Source organism: Streptomyces sp. NPDC054783 (genome assembly GCF_053611725.1).
In genome coordinates this window covers 138,148-153,209 of the sequence record NZ_JBSHAY010000019.1, presented here as the reverse complement: position 1 = coordinate 153,209, position 15,062 = coordinate 138,148, and the positions used below count along the sequence as shown (strand labels likewise).

General features: G+C 71.1%; 16 protein-coding genes and 1 pseudogene. 16 read left to right on the top strand and 1 reads right to left on the bottom strand.

From position 1 onward, the window contains the following. Positions 1 to 112: 112 nt before the first annotated feature. Positions 113 to 2,053 carry an ATP-dependent zinc metalloprotease FtsH gene (gene ftsH / locus ACWGJ5_RS29300; RefSeq protein WP_453312652.1) on the top strand — a complete coding sequence of 647 codons (1,941 nt, stop codon included), beginning with the start codon at positions 113 to 115 and terminating at the stop codon, positions 2,051 to 2,053. Here the strand turns inward: ftsH and ACWGJ5_RS29295 are convergent. Further along, positions 2,050 to 3,000 (bottom strand): SAM-dependent methyltransferase, encoded by a 951-nt coding sequence (locus ACWGJ5_RS29295; RefSeq protein WP_453312651.1) that lies wholly within the window; start codon positions 2,998 to 3,000, stop codon positions 2,050 to 2,052. The two genes, ftsH and ACWGJ5_RS29295, sit on opposite strands and share 4 nt — an antisense overlap. A 575-nt stretch (positions 3,001 to 3,575) precedes the next feature. On the opposite strand from ACWGJ5_RS29295, the gene ACWGJ5_RS29290 reads away from it, so the two are divergent. The 15 genes and pseudogenes from ACWGJ5_RS29290 (at position 3,576) to dprA (ending at position 14,794) form a co-directional block, all read left to right on the top strand. Continuing rightward, positions 3,576 to 4,172, top strand: coding sequence for a hypothetical protein (locus ACWGJ5_RS29290; protein WP_453312650.1), 597 nt, complete (start codon positions 3,576 to 3,578; stop codon positions 4,170 to 4,172). Between the two features lie 301 nt (positions 4,173 to 4,473). Further along, a complete protein-coding gene (rpsP, locus tag ACWGJ5_RS29285) occupies positions 4,474 to 4,893 on the top strand; it encodes a 30S ribosomal protein S16 (RefSeq protein WP_453312649.1) in 420 nt (139 codons plus the stop codon). Between the two features lie 5 nt (positions 4,894 to 4,898). Next, positions 4,899 to 5,138: an RNA-binding protein gene (locus tag ACWGJ5_RS29280; protein WP_005479813.1), complete on the top strand. Its 240-nt coding sequence runs from the start codon at positions 4,899 to 4,901 to the stop codon at positions 5,136 to 5,138. Between the two features lie 82 nt (positions 5,139 to 5,220). Next, the gene (rimM, locus tag ACWGJ5_RS29275) at positions 5,221 to 5,772 is read left to right on the top strand and encodes a ribosome maturation factor RimM (protein ID WP_453312648.1); all 552 of its coding nucleotides are present in this window, start codon (positions 5,221 to 5,223) and stop codon (positions 5,770 to 5,772) included. Continuing rightward, positions 5,772 to 6,605 (top strand): tRNA (guanosine(37)-N1)-methyltransferase TrmD, encoded by an 834-nt coding sequence (gene trmD / locus ACWGJ5_RS29270; RefSeq protein WP_453312647.1) that lies wholly within the window; start codon positions 5,772 to 5,774, stop codon positions 6,603 to 6,605. Before rimM ends, trmD begins: the two co-directional genes overlap by 1 nt. 135 nt (positions 6,606 to 6,740) lie before the next feature. Further along, positions 6,741 to 7,091, top strand: a complete 351-nt coding sequence (gene rplS, locus ACWGJ5_RS29265; RefSeq protein ID WP_055704359.1) for a 50S ribosomal protein L19 — start codon at positions 6,741 to 6,743, stop codon at positions 7,089 to 7,091. 45 nt (positions 7,092 to 7,136) lie between these two features. Then, positions 7,137 to 7,832, top strand: a complete 696-nt coding sequence (gene lepB / locus ACWGJ5_RS29260; RefSeq protein ID WP_453312646.1) for a signal peptidase I — start codon at positions 7,137 to 7,139, stop codon at positions 7,830 to 7,832. Further along, positions 7,825 to 8,913, top strand: a pseudogene (gene lepB, locus ACWGJ5_RS29255) (signal peptidase I); the annotation flags it as partial. The gene lepB (ACWGJ5_RS29260) and the pseudogene lepB (ACWGJ5_RS29255), both read left to right, overlap by 8 nt. Beyond that, the gene (gene lepB / locus ACWGJ5_RS29250; protein ID WP_453312645.1) at positions 8,804 to 9,814 is read left to right on the top strand and encodes a signal peptidase I; all 1,011 of its coding nucleotides are present in this window, start codon (positions 8,804 to 8,806) and stop codon (positions 9,812 to 9,814) included. The pseudogene lepB (ACWGJ5_RS29255) and the gene lepB (ACWGJ5_RS29250), both read left to right, overlap by 110 nt. 56 nt (positions 9,815 to 9,870) lie before the next feature. Further along, positions 9,871 to 10,656: a signal peptidase I gene (gene lepB / locus ACWGJ5_RS29245; RefSeq protein WP_453312644.1), complete on the top strand. Its 786-nt coding sequence runs from the start codon at positions 9,871 to 9,873 to the stop codon at positions 10,654 to 10,656. Beyond that, positions 10,646 to 11,170, top strand: a complete 525-nt coding sequence (locus ACWGJ5_RS29240; protein ID WP_453312643.1) for an NUDIX hydrolase — start codon at positions 10,646 to 10,648, stop codon at positions 11,168 to 11,170. The genes lepB (ACWGJ5_RS29245) and ACWGJ5_RS29240 overlap by 11 nt, the downstream gene beginning before the upstream one ends. A 56-nt stretch (positions 11,171 to 11,226) precedes the next feature. Then, on the top strand, positions 11,227 to 11,535 hold the full coding sequence (locus tag ACWGJ5_RS29235) for a DUF2469 domain-containing protein (protein WP_003965949.1): 309 nt from the start codon (positions 11,227 to 11,229) through the stop codon (positions 11,533 to 11,535). A gap of 83 nt (positions 11,536 to 11,618) precedes the next feature. Beyond that, a complete protein-coding gene (locus tag ACWGJ5_RS29230) occupies positions 11,619 to 12,011 on the top strand; it encodes a YraN family protein (RefSeq protein WP_453312642.1) in 393 nt (130 codons plus the stop codon). Then, positions 12,012 to 13,637 carry a YifB family Mg chelatase-like AAA ATPase gene (locus ACWGJ5_RS29225; protein ID WP_453312641.1) on the top strand — a complete coding sequence of 542 codons (1,626 nt, stop codon included), beginning with the start codon at positions 12,012 to 12,014 and terminating at the stop codon, positions 13,635 to 13,637. Beyond that, positions 13,634 to 14,794, top strand: a complete 1,161-nt coding sequence (gene dprA, locus ACWGJ5_RS29220) for a DNA-processing protein DprA (RefSeq protein WP_453312640.1) — start codon at positions 13,634 to 13,636, stop codon at positions 14,792 to 14,794. The genes ACWGJ5_RS29225 and dprA overlap by 4 nt, the downstream gene beginning before the upstream one ends. Positions 14,795 to 15,062 lie beyond the last annotated feature (268 nt).

Sequence of the window (15,062 nt, the reverse complement as noted above, 5' to 3'; positions counted from 1 at the left end):
TCCCAGAAGTTCATGGGCCGAGCCCCGCTCGTACGTCCTTGAGGGCGCTCCCCGGCCGAGGGGGGCGCCCTCAGCGCATGCCGACGTCCGCCATATGCCTTAACGTCCAGATATGAGCGATGCGGCGCCACCACGCAAAGCCCCTGACCAGCCGTGGCGCACCGAGGGTACCCCCGACGAATCGCCCCCGCGGCCCGGCGGCGGAAGGATCCGCGGCGGAAAGTGGTGGGGGCTGCTCGTCACCGCGGTGATCGTCTTCCTGCTGGCCTATGTCGGACTGAACTATCTCGGCCAGGGCAACCAGCCGACGATCTCGTACACGGAGTTCAGCCGGCAGGTCGCCGCCGGCAACGTCGCCAAGATCTACTCCAAGGGCGACGCGATCCAGGGCCAGCTCAGGAGCGCGCGGGCCAATCCCGAAGGCGGCGGGAAGTACACCCGGTTCAAGACACAGCGCCCGGCCTTCGCGGACGACAGGCTGTGGCAGAACCTGAGCAGTCACGGCGTCACCGTGACGGCACGGCCGGTCGTGCAGGAACGCAGCCTGTGGTCCAACGTGCTGATGTCCCTGATCCCGATCGTGGTCCTGGTCGCGGTGTGGATCTTCTTCGCGCGGCGGCTCGGCGGGGCCCTGCCCGGCGCGGGTGGCCTGTTCGGCCGCCGGGCGCCGCCCAAACCCGTCGGGCCGCGGCCGGGCACCGAGCGCAGGACCTTCGCGGACGTGGCCGGAATCGACGAGGTCAAGGGCGAACTGGACGACGTCGTCGACTTCCTGGAGCACCCCGACGTCTACCGCCGGATGGGCGCGAAGCTGCCCCGCGGCGTGCTGCTCGCCGGCCCGCCCGGCACCGGCAAGACCCTGCTCGCACGCGCGGTCGCGGGCGAGGCCGGCGTGCCGTTCTTCTCCGCCTCGGCTTCCGAGTTCATCGAGATGATCGTCGGTGTCGGCGCGTCCCGTGTCCGCGAACTGTTCGCCGAGGCCCGGAAGGTGGCGCCGTCGATCATCTTCATCGACGAGATCGACACCATCGGCCGGGCGCGCGCGGGCGGTGCTTCCATGAGCGGGCACGACGAGCGCGAGCAGACGCTGAACCAGATCCTGACGGAGATGGACGGCTTCTCGGGCGCGGAGGGCGTGATCGTCATCGCCGCGACCAACCGCGCGGACATCCTGGACCCGGCCCTGACCCGTCCCGGCCGCTTCGACCGGGTGGTCAACGTGGCCCCGCCGGACCGCTCCGGGCGCGAATCGATCCTGCGCATCCACACCCGGGACATCCCGCTCTCCGGTGACGTGGACCTGGCCCAGATGGCGCGCGTGACGCCCGGTATGACGGGTGCGGATCTGGCCAATCTCGCCAACGAGGCCGCGCTGCTCGCGGTGAAGCGCAAGCAGGAGCAGGTGACCGCCTCGGACATGTCGGAGGCGCTGGAGAAGGTCCAGCTCGGGGCCGAGCGCACCCTTGTGATGCCCGAGGACGACCGCCGGCGCACCGCGTACCACGAGAGCGGCCACGCCCTCCTCGGCATGCTGCAGCCCGGCGCCGACCCCGTCCGCAAGATCACCATCGTGCCGCGCGGCCGGGCACTCGGGGTGACCATGTCCACGCCCGAGGTGGAGCGCTACGCCCACTCGGAGGAGTACCTGCGCGGTCGCATCATCGGCGCCCTGGGCGGGATGGCGGCGGAGGACGTCGTCTACGGAGTCGTCACCACGGGCGCGGAGAACGACCTCGAACAGGTCACCAACATCGCGCGCGGGATGGTGGCCCGCTGGGGCATGAGCGAACGGGTCGGCCGTCTGTCCGCCCTCCCGAGCGACGCCCAGCAGGCCTACGGGCTCGCTGCGGCCCCGCAGACCCTCGACGTCATCGACGCCGAGATGCGGCGGATCGTCGACGAGTGCTACGACGAGGCGTGCGCCAAACTCCGCGACCATCGCGGCCAGTTGGACGCCCTCGCCCACGCGCTGCTGGAACACGAGACGCTGGAGGAGGCGGATGCCTACCGGATCGCCGGGATCACACGCCTGACCAAGGAGGGCGACTCCTAGGGCACGCGCGCGACGAGGTAACGGAAGACGTTCGGCATCCACACGGTCCCGTCCGGGCGCCGGTAGGGATGCAGGGCCTCCGTCAGCTCCTTGTCGACCTGCTTGGCGTCCGTCGCCGCGATCGCCGCGTCGAACAGTCCGTTCGACAGCAGCCCCCGTACGGCGCTGTCGACATCGGCGTACCCGAACGGACAGGCCACCCGCCCCGAGCCGTCCGGTTTCAGCCCCGCCCGCTGGGCGACCTCCTCCAGGTCGTCCCGCCGGGCGGGCCGCCAGCTTCGCGCGCTGCGCAGGGGATCGGCCAGTTTCGTCGCCACCCGCAGCACCGAGGAGGTGGCGCAGCGCTCCGGCGGCCCCCAGCCGGCCAGCACCACGGCGGCCCCGCGCACGGCCTGCGGCAGCGCGTCCGCCAGCAGCTCGCCGAGCCCCTCGGAGTCGCCCGCGAGGCACCCGATCGGCTCGAAGACGGTCACCAGGGTGTAGGCGGCGGTCTCCGCCCCGGGCACGTCATGGGGCGAGCCCGCGACGAGTGTCACGGCACGCGCGCGTGTACGGCCGCTCGTGCCGCGCCCTGCGCCGTCGCCGTACCGAGCGCGCCCGGTGCCGCCGCGCACACCGGGCGTGCCGAAGGCGCCCCCGTCGGCGGCGCGCGAGGTGTCCGGCAGCAGGCGCTGGCGGGCGAGGGCGAGCCGCTCGGGGGAGGCGGCGTCGACCCCGGTGACGGTGGCACCTCTGCCGGCCGCCAGCAGCAGGGCGAGCCCGGCGCCGCAGCGCAGGCCCAGCAGCCGGGTGGCGGGACCCACTTCGAGTCGTTCGTAGACGGCTTCGTAGAGCGGCACCAGCATCCGCTCCTGGATCTCGGACCAGTCACGCGCGCGTGCGCACAGCTCCACGCGGGGTGCGGAATCCGCGTGAGGCAAGTGCTGCCGCACGAGCGTAGGTGTCATAGGTAAGCGCCCCAATCCGCCGAGAGTTCACCGCTGTGCCCGGTTGCGTGGTCCCCGTGCCGTGCGCGCGCACTTCCCACGTATGTCAGGTAACTCCCGGCTCGCTGCCCCGTCCAGGGGTCGTGGGGCCCCGCTTGGGCTCCGGGCGCCGGTGTGGCGAGATTTCACGTCCCGGCAATCTGGATGGCCGTACGGTGTCCGCTCCGGGCGAACCGGCCGGTACCGGGGGCGGACGGTGCGCGGGTAACGCCACGCGCGCCGCGGACGCTGACCGGAGTGAGGCCGCACGACGAGAGCGGCCGAAACGGCTCTTGCACACCCGCCGACCACAACCGCACCGGGCACTGCAGGCCGAACCGGGGGTCGGCCTGCAGGGCCTCGTTTGAGGGTGGTGGCGGGCGACGGACGGGCGTACGGCGGACTACGCACCAGCTTGTTACGAGCTGTGTGGCTTCTCCGCAGATCAGCGCACCCGCCCTCGTCCGGACGCATCAGTGCCAACTGACGGGTACGTGCAAATTATTTGGGATGGCCCGGAATAGGAACACATTCGAGCTCCCGCTCGTTGTCATTACGTGAGCACGACACAGACACCACCTGTACTCGCCGCAGAGCTGGCGCAGGCGTGGGCCGACATTCAGCGGTACCACCCCGAGCTGCCGGACCTTGCCGCGCCAGAGTCCCTGATCGGGGAGTCGTCGTCCGCGTGCGGACACGAGCTCTCCTTCGAACGACTGCTCCATGAGGCAGTCCACGGCATCGCCGCCGCCCGTGGGATCCGCGACACCTCCCGCGCCGGCCGTTACCACAACCGCCGCTTCCTCGCGATCGCCGAGGAACTGGGCCTGGACCACCCCGAGGAGCCGCACCCGAGCAGCGGCTTCTCACTGGTCACGCTCAACCCCGAGGCCAAGCGGCGTTACCGTCCCACCATCGAGCGGCTGCAGCGCGCGCTGAGGGCGCACATGGCGGCGACCTCCTCGGACACCACCCGCTCCTTCCGTGGCCCGGCCGCCCGGCACGGCTCCTCCGGCGGCGGAGTCCGGGTCAAGGCGGTCTGCGACTGCGGCCGCAACGTCCGCGTGGTGCCCTCGGTCCTCGCCCAGGCCCCCATCGTCTGCGGCGGCTGCGGCAAGCCGTTCAGAATCCCGGAGGTCGCGGGAGCGGCGTGATCGCGAGCCGCAGAACACCGGCATCTCGTGGGTGCCGGTAGTGGCACCTCGTGACGCCGAGCAGCGCACCCGACGTACGGTCACCTCCACGCCGGGTGCCGCTGACCCATGCCCGGCCCCAGCTCACCCACCCGCGGCCAGAAGCGACCCGCGGGGTGTGGCACAATGGCTAGCTGTACTCGACAGCCGCACAGGACCCCTCTCTCCTCCGGCTGACGCGTCCATCGGGCACTCGGGTACCGCAACCCCACGCGGCAGCTCGCCGTGCCCAACCACGTCAAATCCAGGAGAACCCACTCCCGTGGCAGTCAAGATCAAGCTGAAGCGTCTGGGCAAGATCCGTTCGCCTCACTACCGCATCGTCGTCGCCGACTCCCGTACCCGCCGTGACGGCCGGGCCATCGAGGAGATCGGCAAGTACCACCCGACCTACAACCCGTCGGTCATCGAGGTGGACGCCGAGCGCGTGGCGTACTGGCTGGGTGTCGGCGCGCAGCCGACCGAGCCGGTTCTCGCCATCCTGAAGAAGACCGGCGACTGGCAGAAGTTCAAGGGCGAGCCGGCCCCCGCGCCGCTGCTCGTCGCCGCGCCGAAGCCGGCCCGTCCGTCGTTCGAGGCGCTCGGCGGTGACGACGAGGGCAAGGGTGAGGCGATCACCCAGAAGAAGAAGGCTGAGAAGAAGGACGAGGCGGCTGCCGAGTCCGAGTCGACCGAGGCCTGAGCAGCATGCTCGAAGAGGCGCTTGAGCACCTCGTGAAGGGCATCGTCGACAACCCTGACGATGTGCAGGTCGCCTCGCGCGACCTGCGCCGCGGGCGCGTGCTCGAGGTCCGGGTCCACCCCGACGACCTCGGCAAGGTGATCGGCCGCAACGGCCGTACCGCGCGCGCCCTGCGCACCGTCGTGGGCGCCATCGGCGGTCGCGGTGTCCGCGTCGACCTCGTCGACGTGGACCACGTCCGCTGACGCTTCATCGCAACCGGCTCGGGCCGGGGAGGGCCACTGGGCCGTCCCCGGCCCGCAGTCGTATGACAGGAGATCAAGCACAGTGCAGCTGGTAGTCGCGCGGATCGGCCGCGCCCATGGCATCAAGGGCGAGGTCACCGTGGAGGTACGTACCGACGAGCCGGAGATGCGGCTCGCCCCGGGCGCCGTCCTGGCCACCGACCCGGGCTCCGCCGGACCGCTCACCATCGCCACCGGCCGGGTCCACAGCGGCCGCCTCCTCCTGCGCTTCGAGGGCGTTACCGACCGCAACGGCGCCGAAGCCCTCCGGAACACCCTCCTGATCGCCGAGATCGACCCGGAGGAACTGCCCGAGGACGAGGACGAGTACTACGACCACCAGCTCATCGACCTCGACGTGGTCACCGAGGACGGCGTGGAGGTCGGCCGGATCTCCGAGATCTCGCACCTGCCCTCCCAGGACCTGTTCATCGTGGAGCGCCCGGACGGGACCGAGGTGATGATCCCGTTCGTCGAGGAGATCGTCACCGAGATCGATCTGGCGGAGCAGAAGGCCGTCATCACGCCTCCGCCCGGCCTGATCGACGACCGTGCCGAGATCGCCTCCTCCCGCGACACCGGGGAAGAGTCGTAATGCGCCTCGACGTCGTCACGATCTTCCCCGAGTACCTGGACCCGCTGAACGTCTCCCTCGTCGGCAAGGCACGCGCGCGTGGGCAGCTCGACGTCCATGTGCACGACCTGCGCGCGTGGACGTACGACCGCCACAACACCGTCGACGACACCCCGTACGGCGGGGGCCCCGGCATGGTCATGAAGACCGAGCCCTGGGGTGACGCGCTGGACACGATCCTCGCCGACGGCTACGAGACCGGAGCCCGGGCGCCCGCGCTGATCGTGCCCACGCCCAGCGGCCGGCCCTTCACCCAGGAACTCGCCGTGGAGCTCTCCGAGCGCCCCTGGCTGATCTTCACACCGGCTCGCTACGAGGGCATCGACCGGCGCGTCATGGACGAGTACGCCACGCGCGTGCCCGTCTACGAGGTCTCCATCGGCGACTATGTGCTGGCCGGCGGCGAGGCGGCCGTCCTGGTCATCACGGAGGCCGTCGCCAGGCTGCTGCCCGGCGTCCTCGGCAACGCCGAGTCCCACCGGGACGACTCCTTCGCGCCCGGCGCGATGGCGAGCCTCCTGGAAGGCCCCGTCCACACCAAGCCGCCCCTCTGGCGCGGCCGGGACATCCCGGACGTGCTCCTCAGCGGCCACCACGGGAAGATCGCCCGCTGGCGCCGCGACGAGGCCCTCAGGCGTACGACCGCCAACCGGCCCGACCTGATCGAGCGCTGCGACCCCGAGGCCTTCGACAAGAAGGACCGCGAGATGCTCTCCATCCTGGGCTGGGAGCCGGACCCGGAAGGCCACCCGTACGGCCGATTTTGGCGGCGGGCCGAGGGCATGGGAGAATAGGCCGCTGTTGTGCGCCCGTCCGGCGTGCGCCCCTGCCACAGGGGGACACGACGCCCGCCTCGACCCGCACACGGCTTCGTGCAAACACCTAGTTTCCGTTGATGACCTGTGGCATCAGCGAAGAAAGCAGACGAAATGTCTCACCTGCTCGACTCCGTCGACGCCGCGTCGCTGCGCAGCGACATCCCCGCCTTCCGCCCGGGTGACACCGTCAACGTCCACGTCCGCGTCATCGAGGGCAACCGCTCCCGCGTGCAGCAGTTCAAGGGCGTTGTGATCCGTCGCCAGGGCTCCGGTGTCCGCGAGACCTTCACGGTCCGCAAGGTCTCGTTCTCCGTCGGCGTCGAGCGCACCTTCCCGGTGCACACCCCGATCGTCGAGAAGATCGAGCTCGTCACCCGCGGTGACGTGCGTCGCGCCAAGCTGTACTACCTCCGTGACCTGCGCGGCAAGGCCGCGAAGATCAAGGAGAAGCGCGAGAGCTGAGCGCTCTCCGGGGCCCATGGCCAGGCGGGATAGCATCTCGCCCCGATGGACACCGAAGCACAGCCGACGGAACGCGACCGCTCCTCCCACCGGGATTCCCCGGGGCCGGAGGGACGGTCGCGTTTCGCGTTGGCTGCGCCCATCGCCGACTGGCTGCCGGGCGGCCGGATCACCCTCACACTCTTCCTGTGCCTGGCGTTTTTGCTCGTCCTCAACACTTTCGTGGTGCAACCGTTCCAGATTCCGAGCGGATCCATGGAACAGGGCTTGAGGATCGGGGACCGCGTTCTCGTAAATAAGTTGGCGTACCGTTTCGGTGCCCAGCCGCGCCGCGGCGACGTGATCGTGTTCGACGGTACGGGGTATTTCGGGGACGCCGACTACATCAAGCGCGTTGTCGGTGTGGGGGGAGACCATGTGGTCTGCTGCGACAGGCAGGGGAGGATCGACGTGAACGGCCGCGCCGTCGACGAGTCGGCGTTCCTCTATCCCGGGGACAGCGCCTCCAGCGTGCCCTTCGACGTCGCCGTACCCCCCGGCCGTCTGTTCGTCCTCGGCGACCACCGCAGCGACTCCAGCGACTCCCGCGACCATCTCGGCTCGCCCGGCGGCGGCATGATCCCGGTCGGCGACGTCATCGGCCGCGCCGACTGGATCCTGTGGCCGTACGACCACTGGACGCACCTGACGCGGCCCTCCGCCTACGCGCGCGTGCCCGCCCCGGAGGGCGCGCATGGGTAACCGCGGCAAACCGCGCGGGGTGCCCAGCAGCCCCGCCGACAATCTGCTGCCCACCGGATCGCGCCGCACCTCCGCGCCCGGCGGCGGCCGCACGCGCGCGGAGCGGCGGAAACTGCAGCGCAAGGTCAAGCGCAAGCGCCGGCGTTCAGCCGTCCGGGAGATCCCCCTTCTGGTCGGTGTCGCGGTACTCATAGCGCTCGTCCTGAAGACCTTCCTCGTCCAGGCGTTCGTGATCCCGTCCGGCTCCATGGAACAGACGATCCGGATCGGTGACCGCGTCCTGGTCGACAAGCTCACCCCGTGGTTCGGCTCCAAGCCGCAGCGCGGGGACGTCGTCGTCTTCCACGACCCGGGCGGCTGGCTGGCCGACGAGCAGACGGCCAAGAAGCACGACCCGGTCGTCGTCAAGCAGCTCAAGGAAGGCCTCACCTTCATCGGGCTGCTGCCCTCCGACAACGAGAAGGACCTGATCAAGCGGGTCATCGGGGTCGGCGGCGACCACGTCAAGTGCTGCGACAAGCAGGGCCGGGTCACCGTCAACGGCGTACCGCTCACCGAAGGGGACTACATCTATCCGGGTGACGCCCCGTCCGCCCAGCCCTTCGACATCACCGTTCCCAAGGGCCGGCTGTGGGTCATGGGCGACCACCGGGGCAACTCCGCGGACTCGCGTTTCCACCAGAACACCTCGTACGGCGGAACGGTGTCCGAGAAATCCGTGGTCGGCCGCGCCGTCGCCATCGGCTGGCCGATCGGCCACTGGACGCGCCTCGAGGAACCTAAAACCTTCGCAAGCGTCGCCGACTCCGCGTCGCGTACGACCGCCGGTCCCCCGCTGTCGCATAGGGTTGCCCCCGAGAATCCGAACGGAACGACCCAGCTCCCGACCCCTGCGGAACTCCCGCTCGTTATGGGAGTAGTGGGCCTGCGTCGAATGTGGGGCAGGCGGCGGCACAGAGTAAGGAGTTGGCGTGGGGGATGTGGCGGTTGGCGCACGGTCGGGGCACGACGGCGAGGAGCACCGCGGGCACCCCGTGGACGCGAACGCCCCCGTGCCGGACGGCGCCATGACCTCCGGGAACGACGCGGCGGGCGACGAGGGCACGCCGGGCGACGGGCAGCCGCCCAGGACCGAGGGCGCGGGTGCGGGCGAGGCCGCGGACCGGCCGAGGAAGCCGCGCTCCTTCTGGAAGGAGCTGCCGATCCTCGTCGTCATCGCGCTGGTGCTGGCGCTGCTGATCAAGACGTTCCTCGTGCAGGCGTTCTCGATCCCGTCCGCCTCGATGCAGAACACCCTCCAGGTGGGTGATCGCGTCCTGGTCGACAAGCTCACCCCGTGGTTCGGCTCCAAGCCCGAGCGCGGCGAGGTCGTGGTCTTCCACGACCCGGACAACTGGCTGGCGGGCGAACCGGCGGCGACCCCGAACGCCGTGCAGAGGGTCCTCAGCTGGATCGGCCTGATGCCGTCCGCCAACGAGAAGGACCTCATCAAGCGCGTGATCGGCGTCGGCGGCGATACGGTCCAGTGCAAGAACACCGGCCCGCTGCTGGTCAACGGCAAGCCCCTGAACGAGCCGTACGTCTACCCCGGCAACACGCCGTGCACCGATGACGAGCTGGGCGGCCAGTTCAAGGTGACGGTGCCCCAGGGCTACATCTGGGTGATGGGCGACCACCGCCAGAACTCCCGCGACTCGCGCTACAACCAGTCCGACAAGCACCACGGCATGGTCCCGGTCAGCGACGTCGTGGGCCGCGCGATCGTCAAGGCCTGGCCGATCAACCACTGGGGCACCCTGCCGGTCCCGGACACCTTCGACCAGCCCGGCATCAACCAGCAGTCCACGGAGTCCGCCGCCCTGACGGTGGCCCCGCAGGGCGTGGCCATCGCCGCGGTACTGCCGGTGGTGGTGTGGCGGCGCCGGCGCGCGGACCGGCTGGAGTCCAAGGCCGAGCGGAAGACGTCCGCGGGCAGCCGCTGACCGGAGCGGAAACAGGGGCTGCCCCTGCCCGGTACCGCCGGGTAGGGTGCGGGTCCATGGGTGGCGAGAGCACGACGCGTACGGCCCCGCACAGCGGCGGGACAGGCACGGCACAGCCCGGCGGCAGCCGGCTCGGACAGCGGCTTTCCTCAGTGGCCGTGGCACTGGGTCTGGTGCTGTTCCTCGGCGGGTTCGCCTGGGCGGCGGTGACCTACCGGCCGTACACCGTGCCCACCAGCTCGATGACGCCCACGATCGACGCCGGCGACCGGGTGCTCGCGCAGAAGGTCGACGGCGGTCAGGTCAAGCGCGGTGACGTCGTCGTCTTCACGGACAAGAGCTGGGTCACCAACGCCAAGGTGGTCAAGCGCGTGGTAGCGGTCGGCGGCGACACCGTCTCCTGCTGCACGAACGGCAAGCTGACCGTCAACGGCAAGCAGATCGACGAGCCCTATCTGCCCGAGGGCAGCCTGGCCGAGATCAAGAACTTCCCGACGGTGACCGTCCCCCAGGGCCGTCTGTTCCTGCTCGGTGACGAGCGCCAGGGTTCCCTGGACTCCACGGCCCACCTCACCGACGCGGCCAAGGGCACGGTCTCCCGCGACGCCGTGAACGCCCGCGTGGACGCGGTCATCTGGCCCTGGAAGGGCTCGCTCAAGCGCCCCACCGGCTTCGAGGCCCTCGGCGCGCTCTCCCAGCCCGGTCCCCTGTCCACGATCGAACTGCTGATCGTCGCGGGCGCCGTCCTGGTGCTGGCCGGCGGCGCCTACGGCCCGATCGCGGGGCGCATGGGCCGTAAGCGCGCCCGTAGCGCCCGCCCGGAGGCGGCCGGTGTCCGCTGAGACCACGCGGACCGGCGAGGACTCGTACGAGGGCGGCCTGCGCAAGGTGGCCCGGGTGGTCCTCCTCGACCCGGAGGACCGCATCCTCCTCCTGCACGGCCATGAGCCGGACGATCCGGCCGACGACTGGTGGTTCACCCCCGGCGGAGGCCTGGAGGGTGCCGAGACGCGCGAGGAGGCCGCGCTCAGGGAACTCGCCGAGGAGACCGGCATCACCGACGTCGAACTCGGCCCGGTGCTGTGGCGCCGCATGTGCTCCTTCCCGTTCGCGGGTCGCCGCTGGGACCAGGACGAGTGGTACTACCTGGCCCGTACGACGCAGACGGCCACCGCTGCGCAGCGGCTGACGGAGCTGGAGCGGCGCAGTGTCGCCGGAGCGCGCTGGTGGACGTGTCGGGAACTGACCCGGGCACATGAGACGGTGTATCCGACCAGACTCGCCGAGCTGCTGCGCACGCTGCTCGACGAAGGTCCCCCGGCCAGTCCCGTGACCCTCGATACGGAAATCGTCTGAGGGCCCGTCGGACTGGCGCACAATGGGGGGATCGCACGGCTGAAGGGGAACATGCCATGAGCGCCGAGGACCTCGAGAAGTACGAGACCGAGATGGAGCTGAAGCTCTACCGGGAGTATCGAGATGTCGTCGGTCTGTTCAAATACGTGATCGAGACCGAGCGGCGTTTCTACCTCACCAACGACTACGAGATGCAGGTGCACTCGGTCCAGGGAGAGGTGTTCTTCGAGGTGTCGATGGCTGATGCCTGGGTCTGGGACATGTACCGGCCGGCGCGCTTCGTGAAGCAGGTACGGGTCCTCACGTTCAAGGACGTGAATATCGAGGAGCTGAACAAGAGCGACCTGGAGCTTCCGGGCGGGTGACGGCTGCTGTCGCTCGTGTGGGTGACAAGGTTTTCCACAACCGCTGGGTAATTCACCAAGATCAACACGTGTCGGCCGGATGCGTGACCGTTGGCGCCGGAGGTGGTGCCGACATGAACGCACGAGAGGCACTGGGCAAGTACGGCGAGGACCTGGCCGCCCGGCGGCTCGCCGAGGCCGGAATGACGATCCTGGAACGCAACTGGCGCTCCGGCCGTTCCGGCGAGATCGACATCGTCGCGCGCGACGGTGACGCGCTCGTCGTCTGCGAGGTCAAGACCCGCAGGGGCGGCGGCTACGAACACCCCATGGCCGCGGTGACCCCCGAGAAGGCGGCCAGGCTGCGCGCGCTGGCCGAGCACTGGATCCAGGCCCACGGCGGGGCGCCGCCGGGCGGCGTCCGCATCGACCTGATCGGCGTCCTGCTGCCCCACCGCGGCGCCCCGTCCGTCGAGCACGCGCGGGGGGTGGCCTGAATGGGATTCGCCCGCACCTGCTCCGTGGCCCTGGTCGGCGTCGAGGGAGTGGTGGTCGAGGTCCAGGCCGACCTGGAACCCGGCGTCGCCGCGTTCACCCTGGTCGGCCTCCCGGACAAGAGTCTGACGGAGAGCAGGGACCGGGTCCGGGCGGCGGTGGTGAACTCGGGCGGGGAGTGGCCGCAGAAGAAGCTCACCGTCGGACTCAGCCCGGCGTCGGTGCCCAAAGCCGGCTCCGGCTTCGACCTGGCCGTCGCCTGCGCGGTGCTCGGCGCCGCCGAGCGGATCGATCCGCGTGTCCTCGCGGACATCGTCATGATCGGGGAGCTGGGCCTGGACGGACGGGTCCGACCGGTCCGCGGCATTCTCCCGGCCGTCCTCGCCGCTGCCGACGCCGGCTACGAGCAGGTGGTCGTACCCGAGTGCGCCGCCGCCGAGGCCTCGCTGGTCCCCGGCGTCTCCGTGCTCGGCGTCCGCAGCCTGCGGCAGCTCATCGCGGTCCTCACCGAGGAGCCCGTCCCCGAGGAGGAACCGGACGAGCAGGGCCGCCCCGACCCCCTCCTGGCCGGTCTGCGCGTGCCGGGCACGGGCGCGGCCACCGGCATGCACAGTGTCGGCGCCGCACAGCACGAACACGACCACGACCTGGCGGACGTCGTGGGCCAGACCTCGGCCCGTACGGCCGTGGAGGTCGCCGCCGCCGGTGGACACCACCTGTTCCTCGAGGGCCCGCCCGGCGCGGGCAAGACGATGCTCGCCGAGCGGCTGCCCGCCGTCCTTCCCCGGCTCGCCAGGGAGGAATCACTGGAGGTCACGGCGGTGCACTCGGTGGCCGGGCTGCTGCCACCGGGCAAGCCGCTCATCGACGTGGCGCCCTACTGCGCCCCGCACCACTCGGCCACGATGCAGTCGCTCGTCGGCGGAGGCCCCGGCATCGCACGCCCCGGGGCGGTCTCCCTCGCCCATCGCGGAGTGCTGTTCCTGGACGAGGCGCCCGAGTTCCACGGCCAGACCCTGGACGCCCTGCGACAGCCGCTGGAGTCGGGCCACGTCGTGATCGCGCGCAGCGCGGGCGTCGTCCGCTTCCCGGCCCGTTTCCTCATGGTGCTGGCGGCCAACCCCTGCCCCTGTGGACGCTTCTCGCAACGCGACTCCCTGTGCGAGTGCCCGCCGTCGGCGATCCGCCGCTACCAGTCCCGGCTCTCCGGTCCGCTGCTGGACCGGGTGGACCTGCGTGTAGAGGTCGATCCGGTCACCCGGGCCCAGCTCACCGAACCCGACGCCCGGGGCGAGTCCACGGCGACCGTGGCCGAGCGGGTACGGCACGCCCGCCGGCGCGCGGCGGCCCGCCTGGCCGGAACCCCCTGGCGCACCAACAGCGAGGTCCCCGGCCGGGAACTGCGCAGTCGCTACCAGCCCGTCGCCGGCGCGATGGACGAGGCCGAGCGCAACCTCGAGCGGGGAGTGCTCACGGCCCGAGGCATCGACCGCGTCCTGCGCGTCGCCTGGACGGTCGCCGACCTCGTCGGCCACGACCGCCCGGACGCCACCGACGTCGCCCTGGCCCTGCAACTGCGCACCGGAGTGCCGCGCGGGGTGCCGATGGCCATCGGGGCGCTGACATGACCACGAGCGAGGACTCCGCAGACGAGCTGCTCGGACGGGTCCTTCTCTGCCGGGTGATCGAGCCGGGGGACGAGGCCGGTGGGCGGTGGGTCCGGGAGTTCGGGGTGGGGGAGGTGGTGCGGCGGCTGAGGGAGGCGGTGCCGGCCCTGCCGGGGGTGAGCGAGGTGCGGTGGGCCGGGCTGGTCGCCCGGGCTCGGCGGGCCCGGCCCGAGCGGGATCTCGCGGTGGCCGGGGCGGCCGGGGCGCGGTTCGTGGTGCCCGGGGGCGCCGAGTGGCCCGGGCAACTCGATGATCTGGGGGATGCCCGGCCGATCGGGCTGTGGGTGCGCGGGCGGCCCAGCCTGCGGATGTGGGCGCTCCGGTCCGTCGCCGTGGTGGGCGCGCGGGCCTGCACCGAGTACGGCACCCATGTCGCAGCCACACTCGCCGGAGGCCTCGCCGAGCGGGGCTGGGTGGTCGTCTCCGGTGGCGCGTACGGCATCGACGGCGCCGCCCACCGAGGCGCCCTCGCCGCCCGCGGAGCCACCGTCGCCGTGCTGGCCTGCGGCGTCGACCGGCCGTATCCGAGCGGCCACGCCGCCCTGATCAGCCGGATCGCGGACCAGGGGCTGGTGGTCGGGGAGTTGCCGCCGGGCGACCATCCGACGCCCAGCCGGTTCATCCTCCGCAACCGCGTCATCGCCGCGCTGACCAGGGGCACCGTGGTCGTGGAGGCCGCCTGCCGCAGCGGCTCGCTGGCCACCGCGCGGGCGGCGGAGCGCCTCGGACGGTTCACCATGGGCGTGCCCGGCCCCGTCACCAGCGCTATGTCCGCGGGCGTGCACGAACTGCTGCGGGCAGAGGCCGCCCTGGTCACGGACGCCGCGGAAGTCGTCGAACTCGTGGGTGACATGGGTGAGCTTGCCCCACGCCGCAGGGGCCCGGTGCTCCCGCGTGACCTGCTGGAACCCGCTTCCCGGGCCGTGCTCGCCGCCCTGCCCGGCAACCGCGCGGCCACCGTCGAGGAGATCGCGCTCGGTGTGCCGACGACCCGCGACGAGGCGATCGCGAAACTGTACGAACTCCGAGCACTTGGATACGTCGAACGACATGGCGACGGCTGGAAGTTGACACGCCAGGCGATGATGTCGGTCCGCACCGGTCACGGTCCGTGCTGACCGAACGTGTTCGGCCGTCCGGGGGAACCTCCGACGCCCTTGACGTTTCCCGGAGTTGACGCTCCGGCCGGTCACACAGAGCGAGCCGTGGAACCCGCGCGCGAGGGCAGCGGGAGCGCCCCGCGCACGGGTGGAGCCGCATTGTTCGCACACCGCGACACCTCAGTCACGCTACGCTCACGAAGGCGCCGACACAGATCGCGCCAACTCGACACCAGACCGACAGCTCACCCAGGTAGCCCACTTCACCCGCCGACCCCCACCCCAT

Coding starts and splice junctions, on each gene's coding strand:
- ftsH (WP_453312652.1), top strand. CDS start 113: ATGAGCGATGCGGCGCCACCACGCAAAGCCCCTGACCAGCCGTGGCGC.
- ACWGJ5_RS29295 (WP_453312651.1), bottom strand. CDS start 3,000: ATGACACCTACGCTCGTGCGGCAGCACTTGCCTCACGCGGATTCCGCA.
- ACWGJ5_RS29280 (WP_005479813.1), top strand. CDS start 4,899: ATGCTCGAAGAGGCGCTTGAGCACCTCGTGAAGGGCATCGTCGACAAC.
- trmD (WP_453312647.1), top strand. CDS start 5,772: ATGCGCCTCGACGTCGTCACGATCTTCCCCGAGTACCTGGACCCGCTG.
- rplS (WP_055704359.1), top strand. CDS start 6,741: ATGTCTCACCTGCTCGACTCCGTCGACGCCGCGTCGCTGCGCAGCGAC.
- lepB (WP_453312646.1), top strand. CDS start 7,137: ATGGACACCGAAGCACAGCCGACGGAACGCGACCGCTCCTCCCACCGG.
- lepB (WP_453312644.1), top strand. CDS start 9,871: ATGGGTGGCGAGAGCACGACGCGTACGGCCCCGCACAGCGGCGGGACA.
- ACWGJ5_RS29235 (WP_003965949.1), top strand. CDS start 11,227: ATGAGCGCCGAGGACCTCGAGAAGTACGAGACCGAGATGGAGCTGAAG.
- ACWGJ5_RS29225 (WP_453312641.1), top strand. CDS start 12,012: ATGGGATTCGCCCGCACCTGCTCCGTGGCCCTGGTCGGCGTCGAGGGA.
- dprA (WP_453312640.1), top strand. CDS start 13,634: ATGACCACGAGCGAGGACTCCGCAGACGAGCTGCTCGGACGGGTCCTT.